The sequence below is a fragment of the bacterium genome, assembly GCA_037143175.1.
GTDB lineage: Bacteria > Verrucomicrobiota > Kiritimatiellia > CAIKKV01 > CAITUY01 > JAABPW01.
Genome location: JBAWZF010000007.1, coordinates 1 through 18,292 on the forward strand (window position 1 = coordinate 1; position 18,292 = coordinate 18,292).

Consider the following 18,292-nt stretch of genomic DNA (forward strand, 5'->3'; position numbering starts at 1 on the left):
TGCTCTGGCGTCCCGCGCTTAAAGGCGCGACGCACGCTGTCTTCCGAAACGATCTCCAGTCTGCCGGCAATGCGGGTGAATACTATACGCCGCGTGCCGTCACCCAGTTCATGGTTGAAATGGTCAACCCGCAACTTGACGAAATCGTGCTGGATCCCGCCTGCGGTACCGGCGGGTTCCTTGCCTGTACTATTGAGCACAAGCGCGGGCAGGTCAAAACGCCTGAGCAGGAACGTGCGCTTCAGGTTTCCTTGCGCGGGGTGGAAAAGAAGCCGCTGCCCCATCTGCTCGCCACCACCAACATGCTTCTGCATGGCATGGACGATCCCTCGTTTATCTCCCGTGGCAATCTGTTGGCCAAGCCGCTCCGTGACTATGGCCCCAAGGATGCCGTGCATTGCATCATCACTAATCCACCCTTTGGCGGCATGGAAGAGGACGGTCTTGAGGATAACTTCCCGCAGCCTTTTCGAACCCGTGAGACCGCCGACCTGTTTCTTTCCCTCATTGTCAAAATACTCCGCCCCGGCGGGCGCGCCGGGATCGTCTTGCCCGACGGTTCGCTTTTCGGGGAAGGCGTCAAAACCCGGATCAAGGAGCATCTGCTGCTGGAGTGCAACCTCCACACCATCATCCGCCTGCCCAACGGCGTATTCAGGGGGTGGCGGCGGGTCACATCGTAACAAGTAACTTTTAGAACTGTCCTCTCATCAAGCACCTCTGTTTCTATGGACCGCCTATTAAATAACTAGTATTATTAATGTCGACATTAGCGTGATGATGGATAAAGATTAGTGCATTGGCATAGCGAAAATTAGGTTTATGTGCATGGGTTTAGTGGTTGATTGAGTGTCTTGGTCGGAGATGATTATGGTGCGTTCGGTAAAGATCGATCTTCATGAGGTGTTGAACCCTGCTTGTCGTAGATGCCGGAATCGCGATGAACGTTGCCAAGATGACAATACTGGTTTTTGTGATGAGGCCGTGTCGGTGGTTGACGGAGGACCCGTTCGCTGTGTTGGCGATTGGGCTACTCAAAAGTTGCATTTCTTGACCCAGTATGTCGGGATTTTTGGTCCGGGAATGAAGAACATGTGGGGTGGCCACGTACACTACGTTGAGATCTGTAGCGGGCCGGGCCGGTGTCTTATGCGTGACAGTGGAATTGAGGTCGATGGCACCCCTCTTGCCGTCCTCCAACACCCGGCTTTTCCCTCATTTGAGACGGCTACATTTCTCGATTTCGATGCAAAGGTTGTTGTCGCGCTCAATGAACGCATTGCGCGACTGAATTTGCAAGGCAAGGCGCAAGCCTATCAGGCTGACTATTGCGATCCCGGGTCCTTAGTAAGAATTCTGCGGAAGCGCTTTGATAAGGGGATCTCTCTTGTGTTCGTGGATCCCACGGACTGTAGTGTTCTCTTTGCTGCCGTAGCCCTTCTTGCAAAGGCTCTTCGCCCCGCCGATTTGATTATCAATATGGCGGTCCGAACGGACGCAACGAGGAACGTCACGCGAGCGATCAATTGTGAAGATAGCGAATCGCGGGCCAAGTACATTAGCTTTCTTGGCAGTGATCTGTTTTTTCAGGACCCGCAAGTTCAGGAACTGGCACGGCTGGGTTCTCATTCTGACCTCCGGGCAAAGTTCCGTCATCATTACTGTGAAAGCATGAGAAGCATTGGGTATCAGCATTTTGACTTTCAACCCGTGAAGCACTATTACGACCTCCTTTTTGCCAGTCGGCATGAGCAGGGAATAATCTTCTGGCATCGAGCCCAGAAGTATAGGCATGATGGACAGAGTAAGTTTTTGTAGTTCCAATCGTTATCAATCAATCGAGACTTTGACATGAATGCTACAACCGGATATCCATGCCGTCCGCCGTCCGGCACACAGGAATGGGCGGCCAGTAATGTGAACATCCAGGATGGATGTGAGCACGATTGCCGGTATTGCTATGCGAAGACCATGGCGCTCCGTTTCAAGCGAATGACGGCAGAGTCGTGGAGGAAGACAAAAATTCGGCCCCATAACCTTGCTAAAGGATTTTCGCGACGGACTGGACGGATCATGTTCCCTACGGCGCATGATATCACGGAAACCAATATCGATGCCTGTTTATTAGTTCTGAAAAAGATGCTGGCGGTCGGAAACGATCTCTTGATTGTTTCCAAACCCCGACCGGTATGCGTGGCGCGGTTGTGTTCGGAATTGGCTCGCTACAAGGATCAGATTGTACTCCGTTATTCCATCGGATCGGTTAACGATGATGTCCTTGGCTTTTGGGAGCCGGGCGCGCCCGCCTACCGTGATCGCTTGGAGAGCCTGAAATGCGCTTATAAGCTGGGTTTCGCGACCAGTGTGTCTTGTGAACCGATGTTAGATGGCGCTATTGACGACGTTATCACAGATGTCCGGCCTTATGTGACGGACTCGATTTGGTTGGGAAAGGCGAACCGGCTTCGCCAGATCATTCCGTTCAACTGCCCGGGTGACGCAACAGCCTTGAGGCATGCCGAAGCACTCATTGCCATTCAATCGGACGTCAACATCCGAGCTCTGTACCATCGCTATCGAAACGATCCCCTGATCAAGTGGAAAGATAGTATCAAGCAGGTCATCGGGCTTCATCGGCCCAATAAGGCCGGTCTTGATGTGTGAGGGCAGATTCTTGGCTGGCCACTGAAACGGAAGATGATGGACAAATTCAGCCTTTCTTTGTTTCAGCGGGCTTGTGTTCGGGCCAGCAAGGTGATGGTGGGCGTGATCGCAGTTGTTGCGGTCTGCGTGGCATACAGTCTGTGGATTGAACCCCAGTGGCTGGTCGTCAAGCAGGTCTCGATCAAGGCGCCAGCAGCCGTGCGGCTGATTCATATCACGGATATCCATTACAAGGGGGATCGGGTTTATCTCAATCGGGTCGTCGACAGGATCAACCGGACCCCGGCGGATTTGGTGTGCTTTACGGGTGATCTGGTTGAGGATCGGGCCTATCTGCGGGAAAGTCTTGAAATCCTGGCGCGGGTGAATAAGCCGATGGTGGGGATTGCGGGCAACCATGACTTGTGGGCTCAGGTGCCGGTTGATGAACTCCGTGCTGGCTTTGCCAAGACGGGCGGGATGTGGCTGACAGATACCAATGTCCTCCTGCTGAACGGGAAGGTGGAAATTGTGGCCTGCTCCGGCGACCCCAGCCGCTTACCAAAATCCCGGTTAAGTGAATCCGCCAAACGGGTTTTGCTGACCCATTATCCCGGTCTCGTGGGAGGCCTATACGGGCAAGCCTTCGATCTGATCTTGGCGGGACATAGCCATGGCGGTCAGGTTCGAATTCCCCTGATCGGACGACTGATCATGCCGTTCAATGTGAAGCCTTATGATGTGGGCCTTTTCCCGACTCCCGCCGGCCCCCTCTATGTCAATCCCGGTATCGGTACCTTCTATCTGAATGCCCGCTTCTTCTGCCGTCCTGAAATTACCGTTCTGGAGTTATGAGGACATCTTGCTAAAGCTTATGAATATTGCCTGATGTTGTAATTCACGCGCTTGGTTTGGCGACGGTTAACGCAGGGGATTATCATCTTCTGACAGGGCCGGTGACGGTAATTCTGTCGTGTTCACCAACTCAGTTTGCGCAACGGAGTTCTCTTCCTGAGGCGCCTGCAATTCAGGCTCCGTCGCTGGGATGGGTTCTGGCGGCGGTGCAGGGATTGGGGTAGGTGCGGGGATTGGCTCCGGTACCGAGGCCGAGACTGTCACTTCAGGCACTGATGCCGCCGGGACGTCGGCATCCACCTCGGTCTCGGATGTTATGGCTGGTCGCGCGTCTGTGATGGCGGGCTGGGGGTCCGGTGTTGGTGTGTCCATCACGGCGGGCTCTGCTATCGGAGAGACTTCGCGAGTTGTCTCTGACACCGGTGAAATAATCTCTGCTTCCGAGCCGGTCTCCGGTGTTGGTTCTGGCGTGCACACCGGTATGGCGGTAGGCTCCTGCTCGGGTTCAACCGCTGCCGGGATCGCTGGCTCGGACTCCGGTGTCTCCCCAACACCTGGCGATGGATAGGTCGGACTTGGATCAGGTACAGGAATGGACTCTGGTGCTGGGGCCGACACTTCAGGCGCAGATGCCGCCGGGACGTCGGCATCCACCTTGGTTTCCGTTGGCATGTCTTCGATGGTCGGCAGGGGGATTTGTGTCGGTACCTCCGCCAGTTTCGGCTCTGGTTCCGGTATGGGTTCCATGGCCGACGGGATCGCCGGGGCAAAAGGGGCCACTTCAATCGGCGTTGGCTCCGGTGTCGCATGGGTATCAGGTGCTGTCGCCGGAATCAGTTCTGGTGTGGGAAGGGAGTCCGGTACCGGGACCGGTGTCGGTTCAGTGATGACAGGCACGGGTTCCTCCACCGCCGGGATTACCGGTACGGATGGTGCCTCTTCTACTGGCGTTGGCTCCGGAACCAGATCTGGTGTGGGAATGGATGTGGGCTCCGGGCTGGGTGTCGGTTCTACGATGACGGGTTGTGGTACCGGTGTTGGCTCTTCGATGACCTGGGGTGCTGGGTCCGGGACAGGGATCGAGTCTGGCTCGATGATGATCTCAACCGGTGAAGCCACTTCAGTCACCAGTTGAATAGAGGGTGACACGTCCGGTTTTCCCTCCTGAATCCCGTCCGTCCTCTCCCCTTGAGGGAGAGGTTTTTGATGTTCTCCATGGGCCTTGCCGACGGCGACCAGATTGGGTTGGAATCCGAGTTGAGTGATGGCGGTACGGATGCGGGCCTGGGTGGCGGGGCTTATCCGGTACTTGTCGGCCTTCCCGTTAAGCACAAACGAGACGGCGGATGTCGAGGCACCAGCGGCCTTGGCTACATCAAAAATTGTAGACGTCGAGCTCATGCTAAAGCTTATTAACATTGGTTATTATGAAAAGCAAGAAGCGGCCGCGTGCAGCGGTCAGATGGTCTTGCGGAGGCGCCAGGCGGCCAGCAGGTTGAAGAGGAGGCCGAGGATTAGCAGGCCTGCCAGGTGCGGAAGTACATCCATGAACGAGGCGTCCTTAAGGATGATTTGGCGCAAGGCCGCGACGAAGTAGCGCGGGATGATGAGAAGGGTGATGCCCTGAATGGGTAGGGGCATGTTTTGGATGGGGAAGATAAATCCTGACAGGATGATGGCGGGGAGCATTGAGGTGAGGACGGCAACCTGAAACGCCATCTGCTGTGTCCGGGTAATGGTGGAGATCAGGACTCCCATACCCAGTGCGGCGAACAGAAACAGCAGTGTGGTGAGGCCAAGGAGTAGGAATGAGCCCTTGATCACAATGTCAAAGAGAACGTAGCCCAGAAAAAGCACGGTGATCATTGTCCCCACGCCAACCACGACATAAGGCAGGAGTTTGCCGAGGATCAGCTCCTGGGGACGGATAGGCGACACCATAATCTGTTCCATGGTCTGGCGCTCTTTTTCACGGACGATTGACACTGAAGTGGCGACGACCCCTGATAGCATGAGCAGCAGCCCGATCAATCCCGGAATGAGAAATTTGGCGCTTTGGAGTTCCGGGTTGAACCAGATGCGCGGTTCCAGTGTGATGAGCGGAAGAGCCAAGGGCGTGGCCGAGTGTTGCAGTGCTTTCAATCGCACTTTTCTGCTCATCCGGTCGGCAAGAGCCTCAAGATAACCGATGGTGGTGGAGGCGGTATTGGCATCGCTGGCATCTACCAGTGCTTGTACAGGGGCTGCTTCACCGCGGGCGATGGCTTTGGCATAGCCGCGAGGAATGATCAGCACGGCGCGAACGCGGCCGCGGTCCAGCCATTCATTTGCTTCCGCCGGACGGCTCAGGGTGGCGACTTTGTCGAAATAAGGGTTTTGGAAAAGGCTGTCCTGAAAAGCCCGGCTTTCCGGCGTGCGGTCTTCATCCAGCAGGGCGATGCGGATGTGTTTGACGTCGAAGGAAAGCGCATAGCCATAGAGTGCGAGCAGCATGGCGGGCACAAAGACCAGGAGTGCCAAAGACAGGGGATCCCGGCGGATCTGCCGGAATTCCTTTTTTAAAATGGCCCAGAATCGACGCATAGTTAGTGAGTGAGCAGTGAGCAGTAAGCAGTGGGCAGTGGGCAGTGAGGAGAATCGAGTTTGGATTGTTTCATTCTGAATCCTGTTTTGCCAGCTTGATGAAGGATTCTTCCAGGGTGGTCGCTCCGGTTTGGCGTTTGATCTCAGAGGGCGTGTCTAGAGCGATGAGTTTGCCGCTGCTGATGAATCCGAGGCGGCCGCAGAATTCGGCTTCATCCATAAAGTGGGTGGTGATCAGAACGGTTGTACCCTGGGCGGAGAGTTTATGGATCAGGTCCCAGAAGAGGCGGCGGGAAACCGGGTCGACGCCACTGGTGGGTTCATCCAGAAACAGAATGGGCGGGTTATGTAGGATGGCGCACCCGAGAGCGAGCCGCTGTTGCAAGGCGCCGGACAAAACGCCGGTCAGGCGGTGTTCGAGCCCTTTCAGCCCCGCCATGGCGACCACGTTATCCATCTGGCGCTGAAGTTCAGTTCCTTCAAGGCCATAAACCCCGCCGAAGAAGCGGATATTTTCTTCAACGGTCAGGTCTTTATACAGACTGAACTTTTGAGACATATAGCCGATGTTTTCACGGATCTGATCAGGTTGACTGTTGATATCGAAGCCGTTGACCCGGGCGGTGCCGGAGGAGGAGGAAAGCAGGCCGCAGAGCATCCGGATGGTAGTGGACTTCCCTGCGCCATTGGGCCCCAGAAAGCCGAAGATCTCCCCGCGCTGGACGGTAAACGAGATCCTGTCAACGGCGGTGAACTGACCGAAGACCTTGGTCAGACTTTCAATTTCAATGGCATAGTCAGTTGTTTTCACTTCCACACTCCCCATTCTGATCATTCTAATCAATCTGTCAAAAGCTCTCTTTTGGTCTCCAATTCTGACACTTGTTTCGTAACGAGCATTCTATATACTAAAGATATGGAATTTGATGTGGATGTAGTTTTTGATGTTGTTTCCCGCCGTTTGCCTGCGGCGGGTGTATCGGTTGTGATGATAGGGGGCCATGCCGTCAATCATTACGGGGTATCCCGGGCCACACAGGATATAGACTTCATGGTTGCGGCAACTGACGAAGACGCTGTCCGGCGAGTGATGCAGGAGGCGGGGTTCACTAACATTTCCCTGCATGAGACGGTGATGTTTTTCAATCGACCAGGATCGCCCTTGCGTGTCGATTTTCTCAAAGTGGATCGGGAGACCCTGGACATACTTTTGGCGAATGCGAAGCAAATTGATTATTTTGGCGGACATGGCATTCGGGTGCCTCAGTTGCGGGATCTCTTGGGAATGAAAATTTTTGCGTTATCGAATGGTGGTGCCAAGCGGGAAGATAAAGACTTCTGGGATATTGTGCATTTGGTCATCGAGAACCATGTCAATATTGAGGAAGAACTTCATGAATTGTGCCGACAGTTCGGGACGGAAGCAATCTTCACGAGGCTGAGTGCGCAAATCAGGGGACAGCAAAATGATTAATTTCCCGAAGGTTTCTGCTGGTTCGGACTGGCCGGTTCCAAAACTGAAACTGCGCGAATATGCCCTGTTCAGTGAACGCTGCCTGAAGAGTAATTCCACCATCACGCCGGAAAACTGCCTTGCGAAGCGTGCCACTGAAAAGACTATTAAGAGACCGTTCAGCTTCAGACCGCCAGGTTTCTGATTCGCGGAAATCGATTCACGTCGGACTACGACCTCTTGCTAAACCTTTGAAGTATTGAACATTATTCAATTTGAGGGACGGCCTAGCACTTTAAAGACGACTGTTCTTAGGCAAGGATTGGGGGAGAACGTGGAACCGTGTCTTAAGCGGGGTGGTGTGGTTTACTGTTTATAGTTTTATCTAAAGAATGATGGAATTGAAAGGGGATCAGAAATGAAACCTAACATCGCTAATCCTTCTTTGCAGTCAATTGCCCGGAGACGATCATGGCTGGGAGTTAGTGTCGTTCTGCTGTGGGTGGTTATTTGTCAGGGCGGGGATGCAATTCCTGCGTCGGACAATACGGGCCCGGGCTATTTGACGGCACCTTCGTTGTCGCCTTGGCATTTTCTCCGGCCTTCCTCCATGTTCGCGATGCCCGTATTGGAGAATCAAGGGGGGGCGCGGTTTGACGTGGATTTTCATTGGGCCAATGTGATGAATATTTCCACGAATGATTACTTATTTGATGGAGAATGGATTCGAACCAATCTTCGATTGTCCAGAGGGGTGGGGGAAGGAGTGGCGGTTGGTGTGGGATTGCCGATTATTGGCAGGACAGGCGGGTTTGCGGATAGCGCGATAGAAAGTTTTCACAGTGCATTTGGCCTAAGCAAAAATAGCCGGGTTTCAGGTCGCCGTAACCAGTCATTGGTCACGGTCAATAACGAGGGGGATTCTGTTACCGTGGTGGAGGGGGACTCCTGGGGTATAGGAGATATGTCGACCTTTTTGGCGGCACGACTCACGGAAGGCACCTGCGTCCTGCCAGCCATCACTGTTCTCGGAGAGGTGTTTTTTCCCACCGGTGATGAGAATGAGTTGCGTGGGGTTGGGTCGCCTGGTGCGGCATTGAGTTCTGTTGCGTCCAGGCGATTGGGCGAGGGCCCTTTCATCGCTTTTCTTGGCTTAGGCGTGGAGTACCATGACTCGGACGATATTGAGGGGATCAAATTTAATGATGAACTGTTTTCTGGATTGGTGGGGTTGGCTTATGAATATTCCAAGTCTATAAGTTTTAATCTTCAGTACCTGATCAGTTCACCAGTCGCCGAGGATTATTTTGCTTACTCTGATCCAAGTGAGGACGTCAGTTTTGGATTCAAGTGGCGGAGTAGGAGTGGTTCTGCGCTGGAACTGGCTATGTCTGAAAATGTGGATAACTTTCAAAACAGTGCCGATATCACTGTTCATCTCGCCTTTGGCTGGCGTTTGTAATGTAATGGAATGGCCCATGGCGTAGTATAACGGCTGCCCGCCAAACTATGCTAAACCTTTGTAGCATTGGTTATTGTGAAAGGCAAACGCAGCAAAAGACAGTATCCAGAATTCAGGGTTCAGAATGGGGCGTTTTGACAGAATTAACAGAATGATCAAAATGTCAGGATGCGTTGCCGAAGAAGTAGATGCGGCGAATAAGCTTCTTAATCACCGCAATATTTGCGCTGTTCACATGAAGAGTTCACTATCTAGATCAGGTGAAAAGCTTATGCCTTACATACATGAAGATAGTGAAAGGGCTGATGGAACGGCAATCCGGTTTTACAGCATGTCGGCCCAGATTGAAGCAGAGCGAAAAAATATTATCAGATTCTGGAGTCCAGTCAGAAGGGAACCCTGGAGATCACGCTTTGGGTGAAATGGTTTCTTGAATGTCTTGGTCGCGCCTTGGAACGAGCTCACACGACGCTCTTGCGTGACATTCGGGAGCTACTCGATCGTGGCACCTTGTCACAGAATCCGAGTCGTGGACGAAGTACAAGTTATCGTCTGTGTGATTCTTGATGAAACCCGGTGACCCAATGCTAAACCTTTGCAGCATTGGTTATTGTGATGATGGCTTCCAGTAAATGGCGTGTTTCAGGGTGGCTTCGGCGATGAGAAAATCGGCTTCAGCTGAAATACGTTGGGCCGTGGAGAGGGTTAACTTGGTTTGAGCGTCGAGAACATCCGAGTGGCGGGAAGTGCCGCTCTTCCATTGGTCGGTGGCTACCTGAAGGTTGCGAGTGGAGCTGGCTTCGGCATGACGGGATGTTTTGAGTTGCGCGAGGGCGTAGTTCCTTGAGAGAAAAGCAGCTTTGGTTTCGGCGAGGATGGCCTCACCCAGGGCTTGAGTTTGATATTCGTCACGGGTGGCCCGGGCCTTGGCTTCAGCCGTTCGGGCATGGATCAGTCCGCCATCAAAAAGATTCCAGGTGACGGCGGCACCGATAAAAGCATCATCCCTCCATTTATCTTCAGGTGGGAAATCGCGCGGGTTTGGGTTCCCCTGTTCATAGCGGGCAATCAAGGCGAGTTGGGGTCTGGCTTCTGCGCGGGCCGCTCCAATGAGGGCGCCTTTGGCTTGGGCGCTTAAGCGGAGGCTGGCCAACTCCGGTCGGTTGGATAAAGCGATGACTAGGGCTTCTTCCAAGTTGGGGAATGGCGTTACTGTGGGAGCGTCTGGTTTCCGGGGGGATTGCTGCAGGGAAATTTCCTGGCCTGTCAGTTGAGTCAGTTGAATGCGGTTTAGGTCCGCTTGCTGCTGGGCCGCCTGCAGTTGGAGTTGGATTTGATCAAGGAGGACTTCAGTGGCCAGTAAGTCGTTATCGGTGGCCATTCCGGCATTTTTGAGATTCTTTATATCGGTAAGCTGGGTCTCGGTGCGGGTGACAGAGGACTGAAAGGCTGCGATCTGAGCAAGCGCCTTACTCCATTGCCAGTAGGCGGTAAGCGTTTGAAGTTCAATATCAGCAGCAGCGGCGTCCAAGGATTGTCGGGCGGCGGCCTCATCTAATCTGGTGCTGCGGCGTTGGTGGGTAACCCGGCCTCCGGTATAGAGTGGCTGAGTCAGGCCGATGGAGGCGGAATACTGATCAGTCATGACGGGTAGGGTTACCCCTGGTCCCAGGGTTCCATTTTCGAGGCCCTCGAAGTGCTGGGCTTGGGCGCGGGCATCCAGTTGTGGTTTCAGGCCGGCGTCGGCCTGAAGTCTCCGTGCCGAGGCCATGTGTAGGTCTTCATTCCGCCCTTTGAGCGCAGGGCTATGGGCCAGGGCCAGTTGCACAACGGCGTCTGGTGTCAGGAGTGATGAATCTGCACGGGTATTGGAAAAAGAACAAAAGAAGCAAACGCATAGAGCGAGTAAGAAGATGGCCATTTTAGAGCACGGGTTGGACGGTCTGCCCACGCGGCTCGGATAAACCTCGCCCTCCAGAAGATGAGGCAGATACGATTGCCTAAAATCTGATGGAGGGCGAACCTCGTGTGAGCCGTGTGGGCAGAGGGAGGAATGAAGGAAATGATGTATTTTCATATGCGGGATCCTTCTGGTGTGGTGCTCATCAGGGAGACAAAGACATCTTCAAGCGAGGGTTCAATGGTTTGAAACTCAATTCCGGTTTGGCCATTTTGTGTGAGCCAGGCTTGGGCCTCATGGGTTTCGTCGGAACCGCGGGCGGCGAAAAAGTGGAGCCTGTCGCCGTATCTAACCAAGGCGGTCGGGGGCCAGCGTTGTTTTAATATCTCGTGAACGACATGGAGGGAACTTCCGCCGATGATTGAGTACATGCGACCGCGAAGATCGTTCTTAACTGCCGCGGGAGTGTCTAGCCGGATAATTTGTCCGGCGTGCATGAGGGCGATCTGGTGGCAACGTTCGGCCTCGTCGAGATAAGGAGTGGTCATGAGGATGGTGATGTTTTGGGCGAGGAGCGCTTTGAGGATCATCCAGAACTCCTTGCGTGAGATCGGATCGACGCCGGTGGAAGGTTCATCCAGAAACAAGATTTCCGGGGTGTGGATCAGGGCACAGGCAAGGGCGAGTTTCTTTTTCATGCCGCCAGACAGGACTCCGGCAAGTCTTTTATGGAAGGGATCCAGTCGAGTGAAGGCCAACAGTTCATCGCGACGCTTCTCAAAATGATCCACTCCGTGGAGATCGGCGAAAAATTCAATATTTTCATCTACTGTCAGGTCGCCATACAGAGTGAAGGCCTGGGAGAGATAGCCGATACGCGCTTTGATGGCGCCCACGTTCTGGCGGAGATTGAGTCCGAGGATTTTCCCCTCGCCCTGTGTGGGCTTCAGAATTCCGCATAACAAACGGATGGTGGTGCTCTTTCCAGCCCCATCCGGACCAATCAGCCCAAAAAAGGTTCCGCGCTGGATGGAGAGGTTAACCCCTTTGACTGCCACGACGGCGTCGAAGGATCGCCCCAGGTTTTGTGTTACTATGACGGAATCTTGCATTAAATAATTCTGACTCTTGAATTCTTTCCCTTTCCTCACAGATACCCATCAGCCGGCATGCCGGGTTTAAAGACATTCCTTGGATTTGGCAGGGTGATTTTGATGCGATAGACCAGTTTGGTGCGTTCATCGGGTGTTTGCACATTGCGCGGTGTGAACTCGGCTTCAGATGAGATGAACGTGATGAGGCCCTCGTATCGCATGGGGTCACCATCCACCTTGATGTGGGCTTTTTGACCGAGTTTAACCGTGGGCAGTTTGGTCTCCGGCAGGTAGAGCGAGAGCCAGACTTCGTCTAATTGTGACAATGTGGCCAGTGGTGTGCCAATCATGACCATTTCGCCCTGTTCGATGTTTTTAGTGGTGATGGTGCCGGTTGCGGTTGATTTAACCGTGCAGTCGGCGAGGGCTTTTTCGGCTTGGGAAAGTCGGGCTTGGGCTACTTCAACAGCGGCTTGGGAGGCGCGGATTTCTTCCTGGCGGTTGCCTTTGATCAAGCGGGTCAATTGCTGGTCGGCGGCGGCAAGACTTGCGGAAGCGCGCTCCAGTGCCGTGGCCGCATCGTCCCGTTGTTTCTGGGTAACGCTGTTTTGCGTCAGGAGGGTCACCATACGCTGAGCATCGGTGGCGGCGGCATCGGCGGTGGCCTTGGCTTCCCGTACTTGAGCCCGGGCCCGTTGGATATCTTCGTCCCGGCTGCCGGCGAGCATCAGATCGCGTTGAGCTTGTCCCTGGGCGAGTGCGGCACGGGCTTCGTCGTAGCGGAACTTATAAGTCAGGGGATCGATGGTGGCGATGATCTGGCCATTCGTGACGGTGGTTCCTTCATTGATGAGGAGTGAGGTGATACGACCCGCGACTTCGGGTGCCAAACGGATCTGGGTACATTCAATGGTGCCTGAGCCATCGGGTTTATCCGTTTTGAAAGTGCAGGAACTGGTAAGGAGGAGGGGAACAGTCAGCAAGCATTTGAACCATGTTTGAGTATTCATGGTGTTCATTATGATCATCAAACGGTAAAGATCAATCCAATCTGGCGATTGGGGGAGTTGTTGAGTTGTCATGTTGCCAAGTTGTTAAGTGGAAGACCGAGAGTCTTGTCAGGCATTGGCATTTACACAACAACTCAGCAACCTGACAACTTAACAACTGTTTTTTGTTTGGAGAGTAACGTGGTTAGCGTTAAAGTGGAGGACATGACAGATATTGAAACCATGGCCATCATCGACTTTGAGACCACGGGGCTTTCTCCGGCGATGGGTGCCAGGGCAACGGAAATTGCTGTGGTATTGATGCGGGATGGGGTGATTGTGGCGCGCTATCAAAGCCTGATGAACGCCGGGGTTCATATCCCCTCCTTTATCGAGGAGTTAACTGGTATCAGCAATGCCATGGTGCGAAGTGCGCCGCCTGTGGCTGAAGTGATGGCTGCGGCTGCAGATTTTATCGGCGATCATCCCATGGTCGCACATAATGCCTCCTTCGACAGCAAGTTCTGGGATGCGGAATTAGGCCGGATCCAGCGGCAGCGGCGCCAGGAATTTGCCTGTTCGATGCGGGTGGCGCGTCGTCTTTTTCCCGAGTCTTACAATCATAAACTGGGCACATTGGTGCACTTTCTCGGGCTTCCCGATACTGGTGTGCATCATCGGGCCATGGCGGATGCTGAAATGACCGCCCATCTGGTGACGCGAATCCAGGCGGAACTGAGTCAGCGGTTTGGTTTACATCACGTTCCACACAAACATCTGCGTGCGATTCAGTCAGCTTCAGTCGCCAAGTTGGAGGCAACCATTAACCGACTTCTGAAGGCGACAACGTAAATTTCCAAGATCTTTGGCGCTGGTGATATTTGTGGCTTTTCCGGCAATTAGAGTCATGACAGCCTCCGAGTAATCCTCTCCGACTCAATGTTTTTGTGTAACACAAAGTACTCAATCGAGAAGTTTAGGCATGGACGAACTGCGTCTTCAAGAAATCATAATAATATCTACTTTTATTTGCATTATGAAAATATGCTCATTCTTCATCTGCAAAATTGACCGGCATCCAGTCGATGACGGAGCCTCCACTGGAGGGGTAATATGGGCTGACGGAGAAACGGTGGGATGCGGAATATTCTGGTCGTTACATTTCGCAATAGCCAATGTTCATAAGCTTTAGCATGAGATCAACTGGCGTGAACACACTGCTGTTGCACTTGTCATGACTGGCAAACGGTTGTAAAAGGAACGGCATGCCAATGGATATGACAAGTGCCGTTTGTGTCAAACCTCGGATGGTATCTTTTTCTTTGGCGGCGAATTATGTTAAAGCCTACAGTGAGCGCCGAGTGGATTCGCGGCGGATCCCGGTTGATTTTCTGGACGGTTTCCGTAACCGTGACTGTGCTGCAACGGACTGCAGGACTTGTGGATATTGTGAGCAGATTGCCGCGCAGGTCGTTTCGATATCCCCCGGGTACCGCGGCGAGATATTGAAAAAGTACGCGGCGGTGGATGATGCTCTGGTGCGAGGGGGGCTTTGGAATGGCTGATATACGCGCTGGGGAATTGGAATTCCTGGACCAGCCGGATTGTGACCCGGCATTTGCCTCCGCCAGTTACCGTTTCATGGAGACGATCAATGGTTGTTTTGGCGGCACACTGGTCGTTCAGCGTTTTCTGGCCGCAGAAACAGTCGGACGGCACGTCGGCAGCACCCTGCGTATTTTGGATATCGGCTCGGGCAGTTGCGACATTCCGCTGGCCGTGAGCCGCTGGGCGGGTGCGCGCGGTATTCCGGTGCAGTTCACCTGTCTGGAAACCGCCGGTCATGTGGTTGACCTGGCGCGTGGGAAACTTGCCATGGCGGGAGATCCGGCGGTGCAACTGCTGCAGGAGGATGTTTTCACCCATACGCCAAGTGTGCCCTATGATTATGCAGTTGGGTCCATGTGCTTTCATCATTTCAGTGATGTCCAGATTCTTGCCCTGCTCAGGCGGCTCCGCGGGTTTGTTCGCCATAGTGTATTGATCAACGACCTCCGGCGCGCGCCACTGGCGTCACTGGGGGCGAGACTGTTGCTGACTGCAGCCGCGGCGCCGGCAGGGGTGTGGCACGATGCTTTGCTCTCCATCCGGCGCGGTTTTAAAGTCAATGAACTGGACGCCTTGTTACAGCAACTCGACCGCGTCACGGTCTCCGTGGAGCTGGCGCGCTGGTTTCGGATTACCGCCATCATCCGGTTCAAGTCTGAAGCGCGCGCATGAAGAAACTACGAAGTGGCCGTGGAGTTGACAGATAGCGCTTGCAGGGCGATTTTCTCGGGAATACCATCCCGACATAGGAAATATGGAGTTCCTGATATTGAAAAGGCGTGCAAAAAGAGAAATGAATGATGATTCCAGGGAGTTTTACGCCAGTTTGAGTCCTCTTTACCACTTGATCTATCCCGCTTCGGCGGCCACACCCGCTTCCTTAGAATACGAGCTGCCAAGGCGTGGCCCCTTCGGCCATTGGCTGCTACTCGCCGCATGGCTGGCAACCGTTGGCGCCGCTGCGGCCAGCGAGGAATGGCGGTCATGGGAAGTGGCCAGGGTGCGCCTCCATCAGACACGTCTCACCCTGCTGGAGAGCGACCATGTCCACGACCTCGACTATGCGTATCGCAAGGTAGGCGAACAGGCCGCCCTAGTCGCCGCCCAACAAGCGCTGACCAATCAGCAACCGCCCTTGGTCACACCTGGCGTGCGCGTGGAAGCCTATCACAGTCTGAACGACGATTCCGTCCAACCCTTCCTCCGCTACCTGCCACCCGGCTACACGCCGACCCGTGTGCCGCCGTTGATTGTCTACCTGCACGGCTATAACCCAGGCATCGAGCTCATCCACAACCCCTCTATTCCGGATGCGTTGGGGCGCCTCGCCGACGAACTCGGCGCCTGCGTGGTCGCGCCGTTCGGCCGCTGTAACTCCGATTTTCAGGGGGTCGGTGAACTGGATGTCCTGCGCGTGATGGATGAGATGTGTACCCGTTTTAATACCGATCCGCAGCGTGTGGTGCTGGCGGGTCACTCCATGGGCGGTCTGGGGGCCTGGTGTATCGGGGCGCGTCACCCGGAGCGTTTCAGCGGCTTGCTGGTGCTGTCCGGCCGCGGCGATTTCTATACCTGGCACCAGCTCACCCCCGCTGATCTCCCTCCGTGGCAACGACGGCTGGTGGATATGCAGTTCGCGGCGGCCTACGCCACCAACCTGACAACCCTTCCCGTCCTAGCCTGGCACGGAGGTGCGGATGACCTGATTCCCTTCCGGGAAGGGCGCGCTATCGTGGCCCTGACCCGCCCTTACAACCGGAACATCACGTTCTACGCCCTGCCGCAGCGTGGCCACGACATTGTCGAAGACGTCTTGTTGCACCCCAAGACGCGCACCTGGCTGCAGGAGACCCTCCGGCCGGGGCACGCCAAAAACCGTCCTGTCGGACGGCGCGTAGGTGAGACTGGTAGCCGTCTGCAGGATGCTCTACTGCAACCCTTCCTCTTCGTCGGCGGCACCACCACCAATCAGGAAGAGACCGTGCGCCTGCTGCAAAACCGCGCCGACGAGTGGTGCCGCTTCACCCGCAGCCAGCCGCGCCACCAGACGGAAGCCGTCATGGTGACCAATCTGGCCGCCGCCTGCCATCTTTTTGTCTTTGGCGAGCCGGAGACCAGCCCCTTGGTGCGAACCATCCTGGAGCGTGCCGGGGTACAGGTCACTCCCACCACCTTCCGCATCGCCGGTCGTACTCTTCCCCGCACCGGCCATGGGCTCTGGTTCACCGGGCGCAACCCTCTCAACCCGCAACTTCTGGGGATTGTGCAGTGCGGCCGCCCCTGGGGTGAAACGCTGAGCGACAACCACCGCTATGACCGCATCCCGGATGTGATGGTCTACGGCGAAGAAGCCGACCGCTGGGGGTACAACCTCGCGGTCGCCGCTGGCTTCCTCGACGTGCAGGACCAGGTACAGTGGTACGATCCCCCCGTCACCCCGGCGATCCGGCAGTACGACGTGAAGCTATGTTGGTAGATTCAGATTTAGTGGTTTACTGCTTGACGGGGCGGGTTGATTTCCGCAGATTACTAAACAAAAGTTGTCTTAAGAGGGTTTCAGGATGACGTGTAGGATTAAGGAACCGTTATGTTAAACTTCTTGCTTGGACTGTTTTCTGAAGATATTGGGATCGATTTGGGCACAGCCAATACGCTTGTATTTGTGAAAGACCGGGGCATTGTCCTCCGGGAGCCGTCGGTCGTTGCCATTCAGGCAGGCACTCGCAGGGTTTTGGCAGTGGGCGAAGAAGCCAAGCAGATGTTGGGACGTACACCGGGTGGTATAGTGGCCATCCGCCCCATGAAGGCGGGTGTCATCGCGGATTTTGAGATTACTGAGGCGATGCTGAAGTATTTCATCCGCAGGGTTCATAATCGTCGCACTATGGTGCGACCCCGGGTGATTATTGCGGTGCCCAGTGGAATTACGGAAGTGGAGAAGCGTGCGGTCAAGGATTCGGCCATGCACGCCGGGGCGCGTGAAGTGTATTTGATTGAGGAGCCGATGGCGGCAGCGATTGGGGTCGGTTTACCTGTACAGGAACCGGCTGGGAACATGATTGTGGACATTGGGGGTGGCACCACCGAGGTGGCGCTGATCTCGCTGGCTGGAATTGTATTCTGTCGCAGTGTTCGCGTCGGTGGCGATGAAATGGATGAATTCATTGCCCAGTATATGAAACGGGTTTATAATTTAATGATCGGTGAACGAACGGCTGAGGCAATCAAGATGAAGATCGGCTCCGCCTATCCGCTGGCGGAGGAATTGACCATGGAGGTCAAGGGACGAGATCTTGTCTGTGGTCTGCCAAAGACCCTTACGGTAACCTCAGAGGAAATCAGGGAGGCGTTGCAGGAGCCGTTGTCATCTATTTTGGATGCCATCCGGGTGACTCTTGAGCGTTGTCCCCCTGAACTTGCTGCTGATTTGGTGGATCGCGGGATGGTGATGTCCGGTGGTGGATCGCTCCTGAGAGGGATTGATCTGCTGATTGCCGAACATACTGGACTGCCGGTTCATCGCGCCGATGACCCGCTTAGTGCCGTGGCTGAAGGGACAGGCGTTGTGCTCTCTGAGCTCAGTGTTTTGCGCCGTATTGCCACTGGCGAACAGCGAACATACTGATCTTCTCTCGAATAGTCGCCTCTTCTCGTGCAATGGGTTTTAATTTGAACACACTCCGAAGGGAGTGATGGGATGAGGGG

Annotated in this window: 18 protein-coding genes; 12 read left to right on the forward strand and 6 right to left on the reverse strand. The window is 54.6% G+C overall.

All coding sequences use genetic code 11. The annotated features are described in order from the left end of the window. The 4 genes from WCI03_04170 to WCI03_04185 all read left to right on the forward strand — a co-directional run. A partial coding sequence (locus tag WCI03_04170) for an N-6 DNA methylase (GenBank protein ID MEI8139045.1) occupies window positions 1-683 on the forward strand: 683 nt, incomplete at its 5' end. Between the two features lie 187 nt (window positions 684-870). Next, window positions 871-1,818 carry a three-Cys-motif partner protein TcmP gene (gene tcmP / locus WCI03_04175; protein MEI8139046.1) on the forward strand — a complete coding sequence of 316 codons (948 nt, stop codon included), beginning with the start codon at window positions 871-873 and terminating at the stop codon, window positions 1,816-1,818. Between the two features lie 33 nt (window positions 1,819-1,851). Then, a complete protein-coding gene (locus WCI03_04180) occupies window positions 1,852-2,664 on the forward strand; it encodes a radical SAM protein (GenBank protein MEI8139047.1) in 813 nt (270 codons plus the stop codon). A gap of 33 nt (window positions 2,665-2,697) precedes the next feature. Further along, window positions 2,698-3,498, forward strand: a complete 801-nt coding sequence (locus WCI03_04185; protein MEI8139048.1) for a metallophosphoesterase — start codon at window positions 2,698-2,700, stop codon at window positions 3,496-3,498. Between the two features lie 66 nt (window positions 3,499-3,564). Here WCI03_04185 and WCI03_04190 read toward each other — a convergent pair whose 3' ends face one another. The 3 genes from WCI03_04190 to WCI03_04200 form a co-directional block, all read right to left on the reverse strand. Beyond that, the gene (locus WCI03_04190) at window positions 3,565-4,899 is read right to left on the reverse strand and encodes a LacI family DNA-binding transcriptional regulator (GenBank protein MEI8139049.1); all 1,335 of its coding nucleotides are present in this window, start codon (window positions 4,897-4,899) and stop codon (window positions 3,565-3,567) included. Between the two features lie 57 nt (window positions 4,900-4,956). Continuing rightward, window positions 4,957-6,081, reverse strand: coding sequence for an ABC transporter permease (locus WCI03_04195; protein MEI8139050.1), 1,125 nt, complete (start codon window positions 6,079-6,081; stop codon window positions 4,957-4,959). A 70-nt stretch (window positions 6,082-6,151) separates the two neighbouring features. Then, window positions 6,152-6,892 (reverse strand): ABC transporter ATP-binding protein, encoded by a 741-nt coding sequence (locus tag WCI03_04200; protein ID MEI8139051.1) that lies wholly within the window; start codon window positions 6,890-6,892, stop codon window positions 6,152-6,154. 105 nt (window positions 6,893-6,997) lie between these two features. On the opposite strand from WCI03_04200, the gene WCI03_04205 reads away from it, so the two are divergent. The 3 genes from WCI03_04205 to WCI03_04215 all read left to right on the forward strand — a co-directional run bounded on the left by WCI03_04205 (window position 6,998) and on the right by WCI03_04215 (window position 8,996). Next, window positions 6,998-7,555 (forward strand): nucleotidyl transferase AbiEii/AbiGii toxin family protein, encoded by a 558-nt coding sequence (locus tag WCI03_04205; GenBank protein ID MEI8139052.1) that lies wholly within the window; start codon window positions 6,998-7,000, stop codon window positions 7,553-7,555. After that, the gene (locus WCI03_04210; GenBank protein MEI8139053.1) at window positions 7,548-7,739 is read left to right on the forward strand and encodes a hypothetical protein; all 192 of its coding nucleotides are present in this window, start codon (window positions 7,548-7,550) and stop codon (window positions 7,737-7,739) included. The genes WCI03_04205 and WCI03_04210 overlap by 8 nt, the downstream gene beginning before the upstream one ends. A 213-nt stretch (window positions 7,740-7,952) precedes the next feature. Further along, window positions 7,953-8,996 carry a DUF3187 family protein gene (locus WCI03_04215; GenBank protein ID MEI8139054.1) on the forward strand — a complete coding sequence of 348 codons (1,044 nt, stop codon included), beginning with the start codon at window positions 7,953-7,955 and terminating at the stop codon, window positions 8,994-8,996. Window positions 8,997-9,603: 607 nt separating this feature from the next. Here the strand turns inward: WCI03_04215 and WCI03_04220 are convergent. The 3 genes from WCI03_04220 to WCI03_04230 are packed head-to-tail and all read right to left on the reverse strand — an operon-like array spanning window position 9,604 to window position 13,000. Beyond that, complete coding sequence (locus tag WCI03_04220; protein ID MEI8139055.1) at window positions 9,604-11,073, reverse strand: TolC family protein; 1,470 nt, start codon at window positions 11,071-11,073, stop codon at window positions 9,604-9,606. Next, window positions 11,070-12,008 carry an ABC transporter ATP-binding protein gene (locus tag WCI03_04225; protein MEI8139056.1) on the reverse strand — a complete coding sequence of 313 codons (939 nt, stop codon included), beginning with the start codon at window positions 12,006-12,008 and terminating at the stop codon, window positions 11,070-11,072. The genes WCI03_04220 and WCI03_04225 overlap by 4 nt, the downstream gene beginning before the upstream one ends. A 35-nt stretch (window positions 12,009-12,043) precedes the next feature. After that, window positions 12,044-13,000 (reverse strand): efflux RND transporter periplasmic adaptor subunit, encoded by a 957-nt coding sequence (locus tag WCI03_04230; GenBank protein ID MEI8139057.1) that lies wholly within the window; start codon window positions 12,998-13,000, stop codon window positions 12,044-12,046. Between the two features lie 213 nt (window positions 13,001-13,213). Between WCI03_04230 and WCI03_04235 the strand changes: the two genes are divergently transcribed. The 5 genes from WCI03_04235 (at window position 13,214) to WCI03_04255 (ending at window position 18,212) form a co-directional block, all read left to right on the forward strand. Then, window positions 13,214-13,831 (forward strand): 3'-5' exonuclease, encoded by a 618-nt coding sequence (locus WCI03_04235; GenBank protein MEI8139058.1) that lies wholly within the window; start codon window positions 13,214-13,216, stop codon window positions 13,829-13,831. A 419-nt stretch (window positions 13,832-14,250) separates the two neighbouring features. Further along, window positions 14,251-14,544: a hypothetical protein gene (locus tag WCI03_04240; GenBank protein MEI8139059.1), complete on the forward strand. Its 294-nt coding sequence runs from the start codon at window positions 14,251-14,253 to the stop codon at window positions 14,542-14,544. Then, the gene (locus WCI03_04245; GenBank protein ID MEI8139060.1) at window positions 14,537-15,259 is read left to right on the forward strand and encodes a methyltransferase type 12; all 723 of its coding nucleotides are present in this window, start codon (window positions 14,537-14,539) and stop codon (window positions 15,257-15,259) included. The genes WCI03_04240 and WCI03_04245 overlap by 8 nt, the downstream gene beginning before the upstream one ends. An 82-nt stretch (window positions 15,260-15,341) precedes the next feature. Beyond that, window positions 15,342-17,063, forward strand: coding sequence for an alpha/beta fold hydrolase (locus WCI03_04250; GenBank protein ID MEI8139061.1), 1,722 nt, complete (start codon window positions 15,342-15,344; stop codon window positions 17,061-17,063). A gap of 111 nt (window positions 17,064-17,174) precedes the next feature. Beyond that, a complete protein-coding gene (locus tag WCI03_04255; protein ID MEI8139062.1) occupies window positions 17,175-18,212 on the forward strand; it encodes a rod shape-determining protein in 1,038 nt (345 codons plus the stop codon). The last annotated feature ends 80 nt before the right edge of the window (window positions 18,213-18,292 follow it).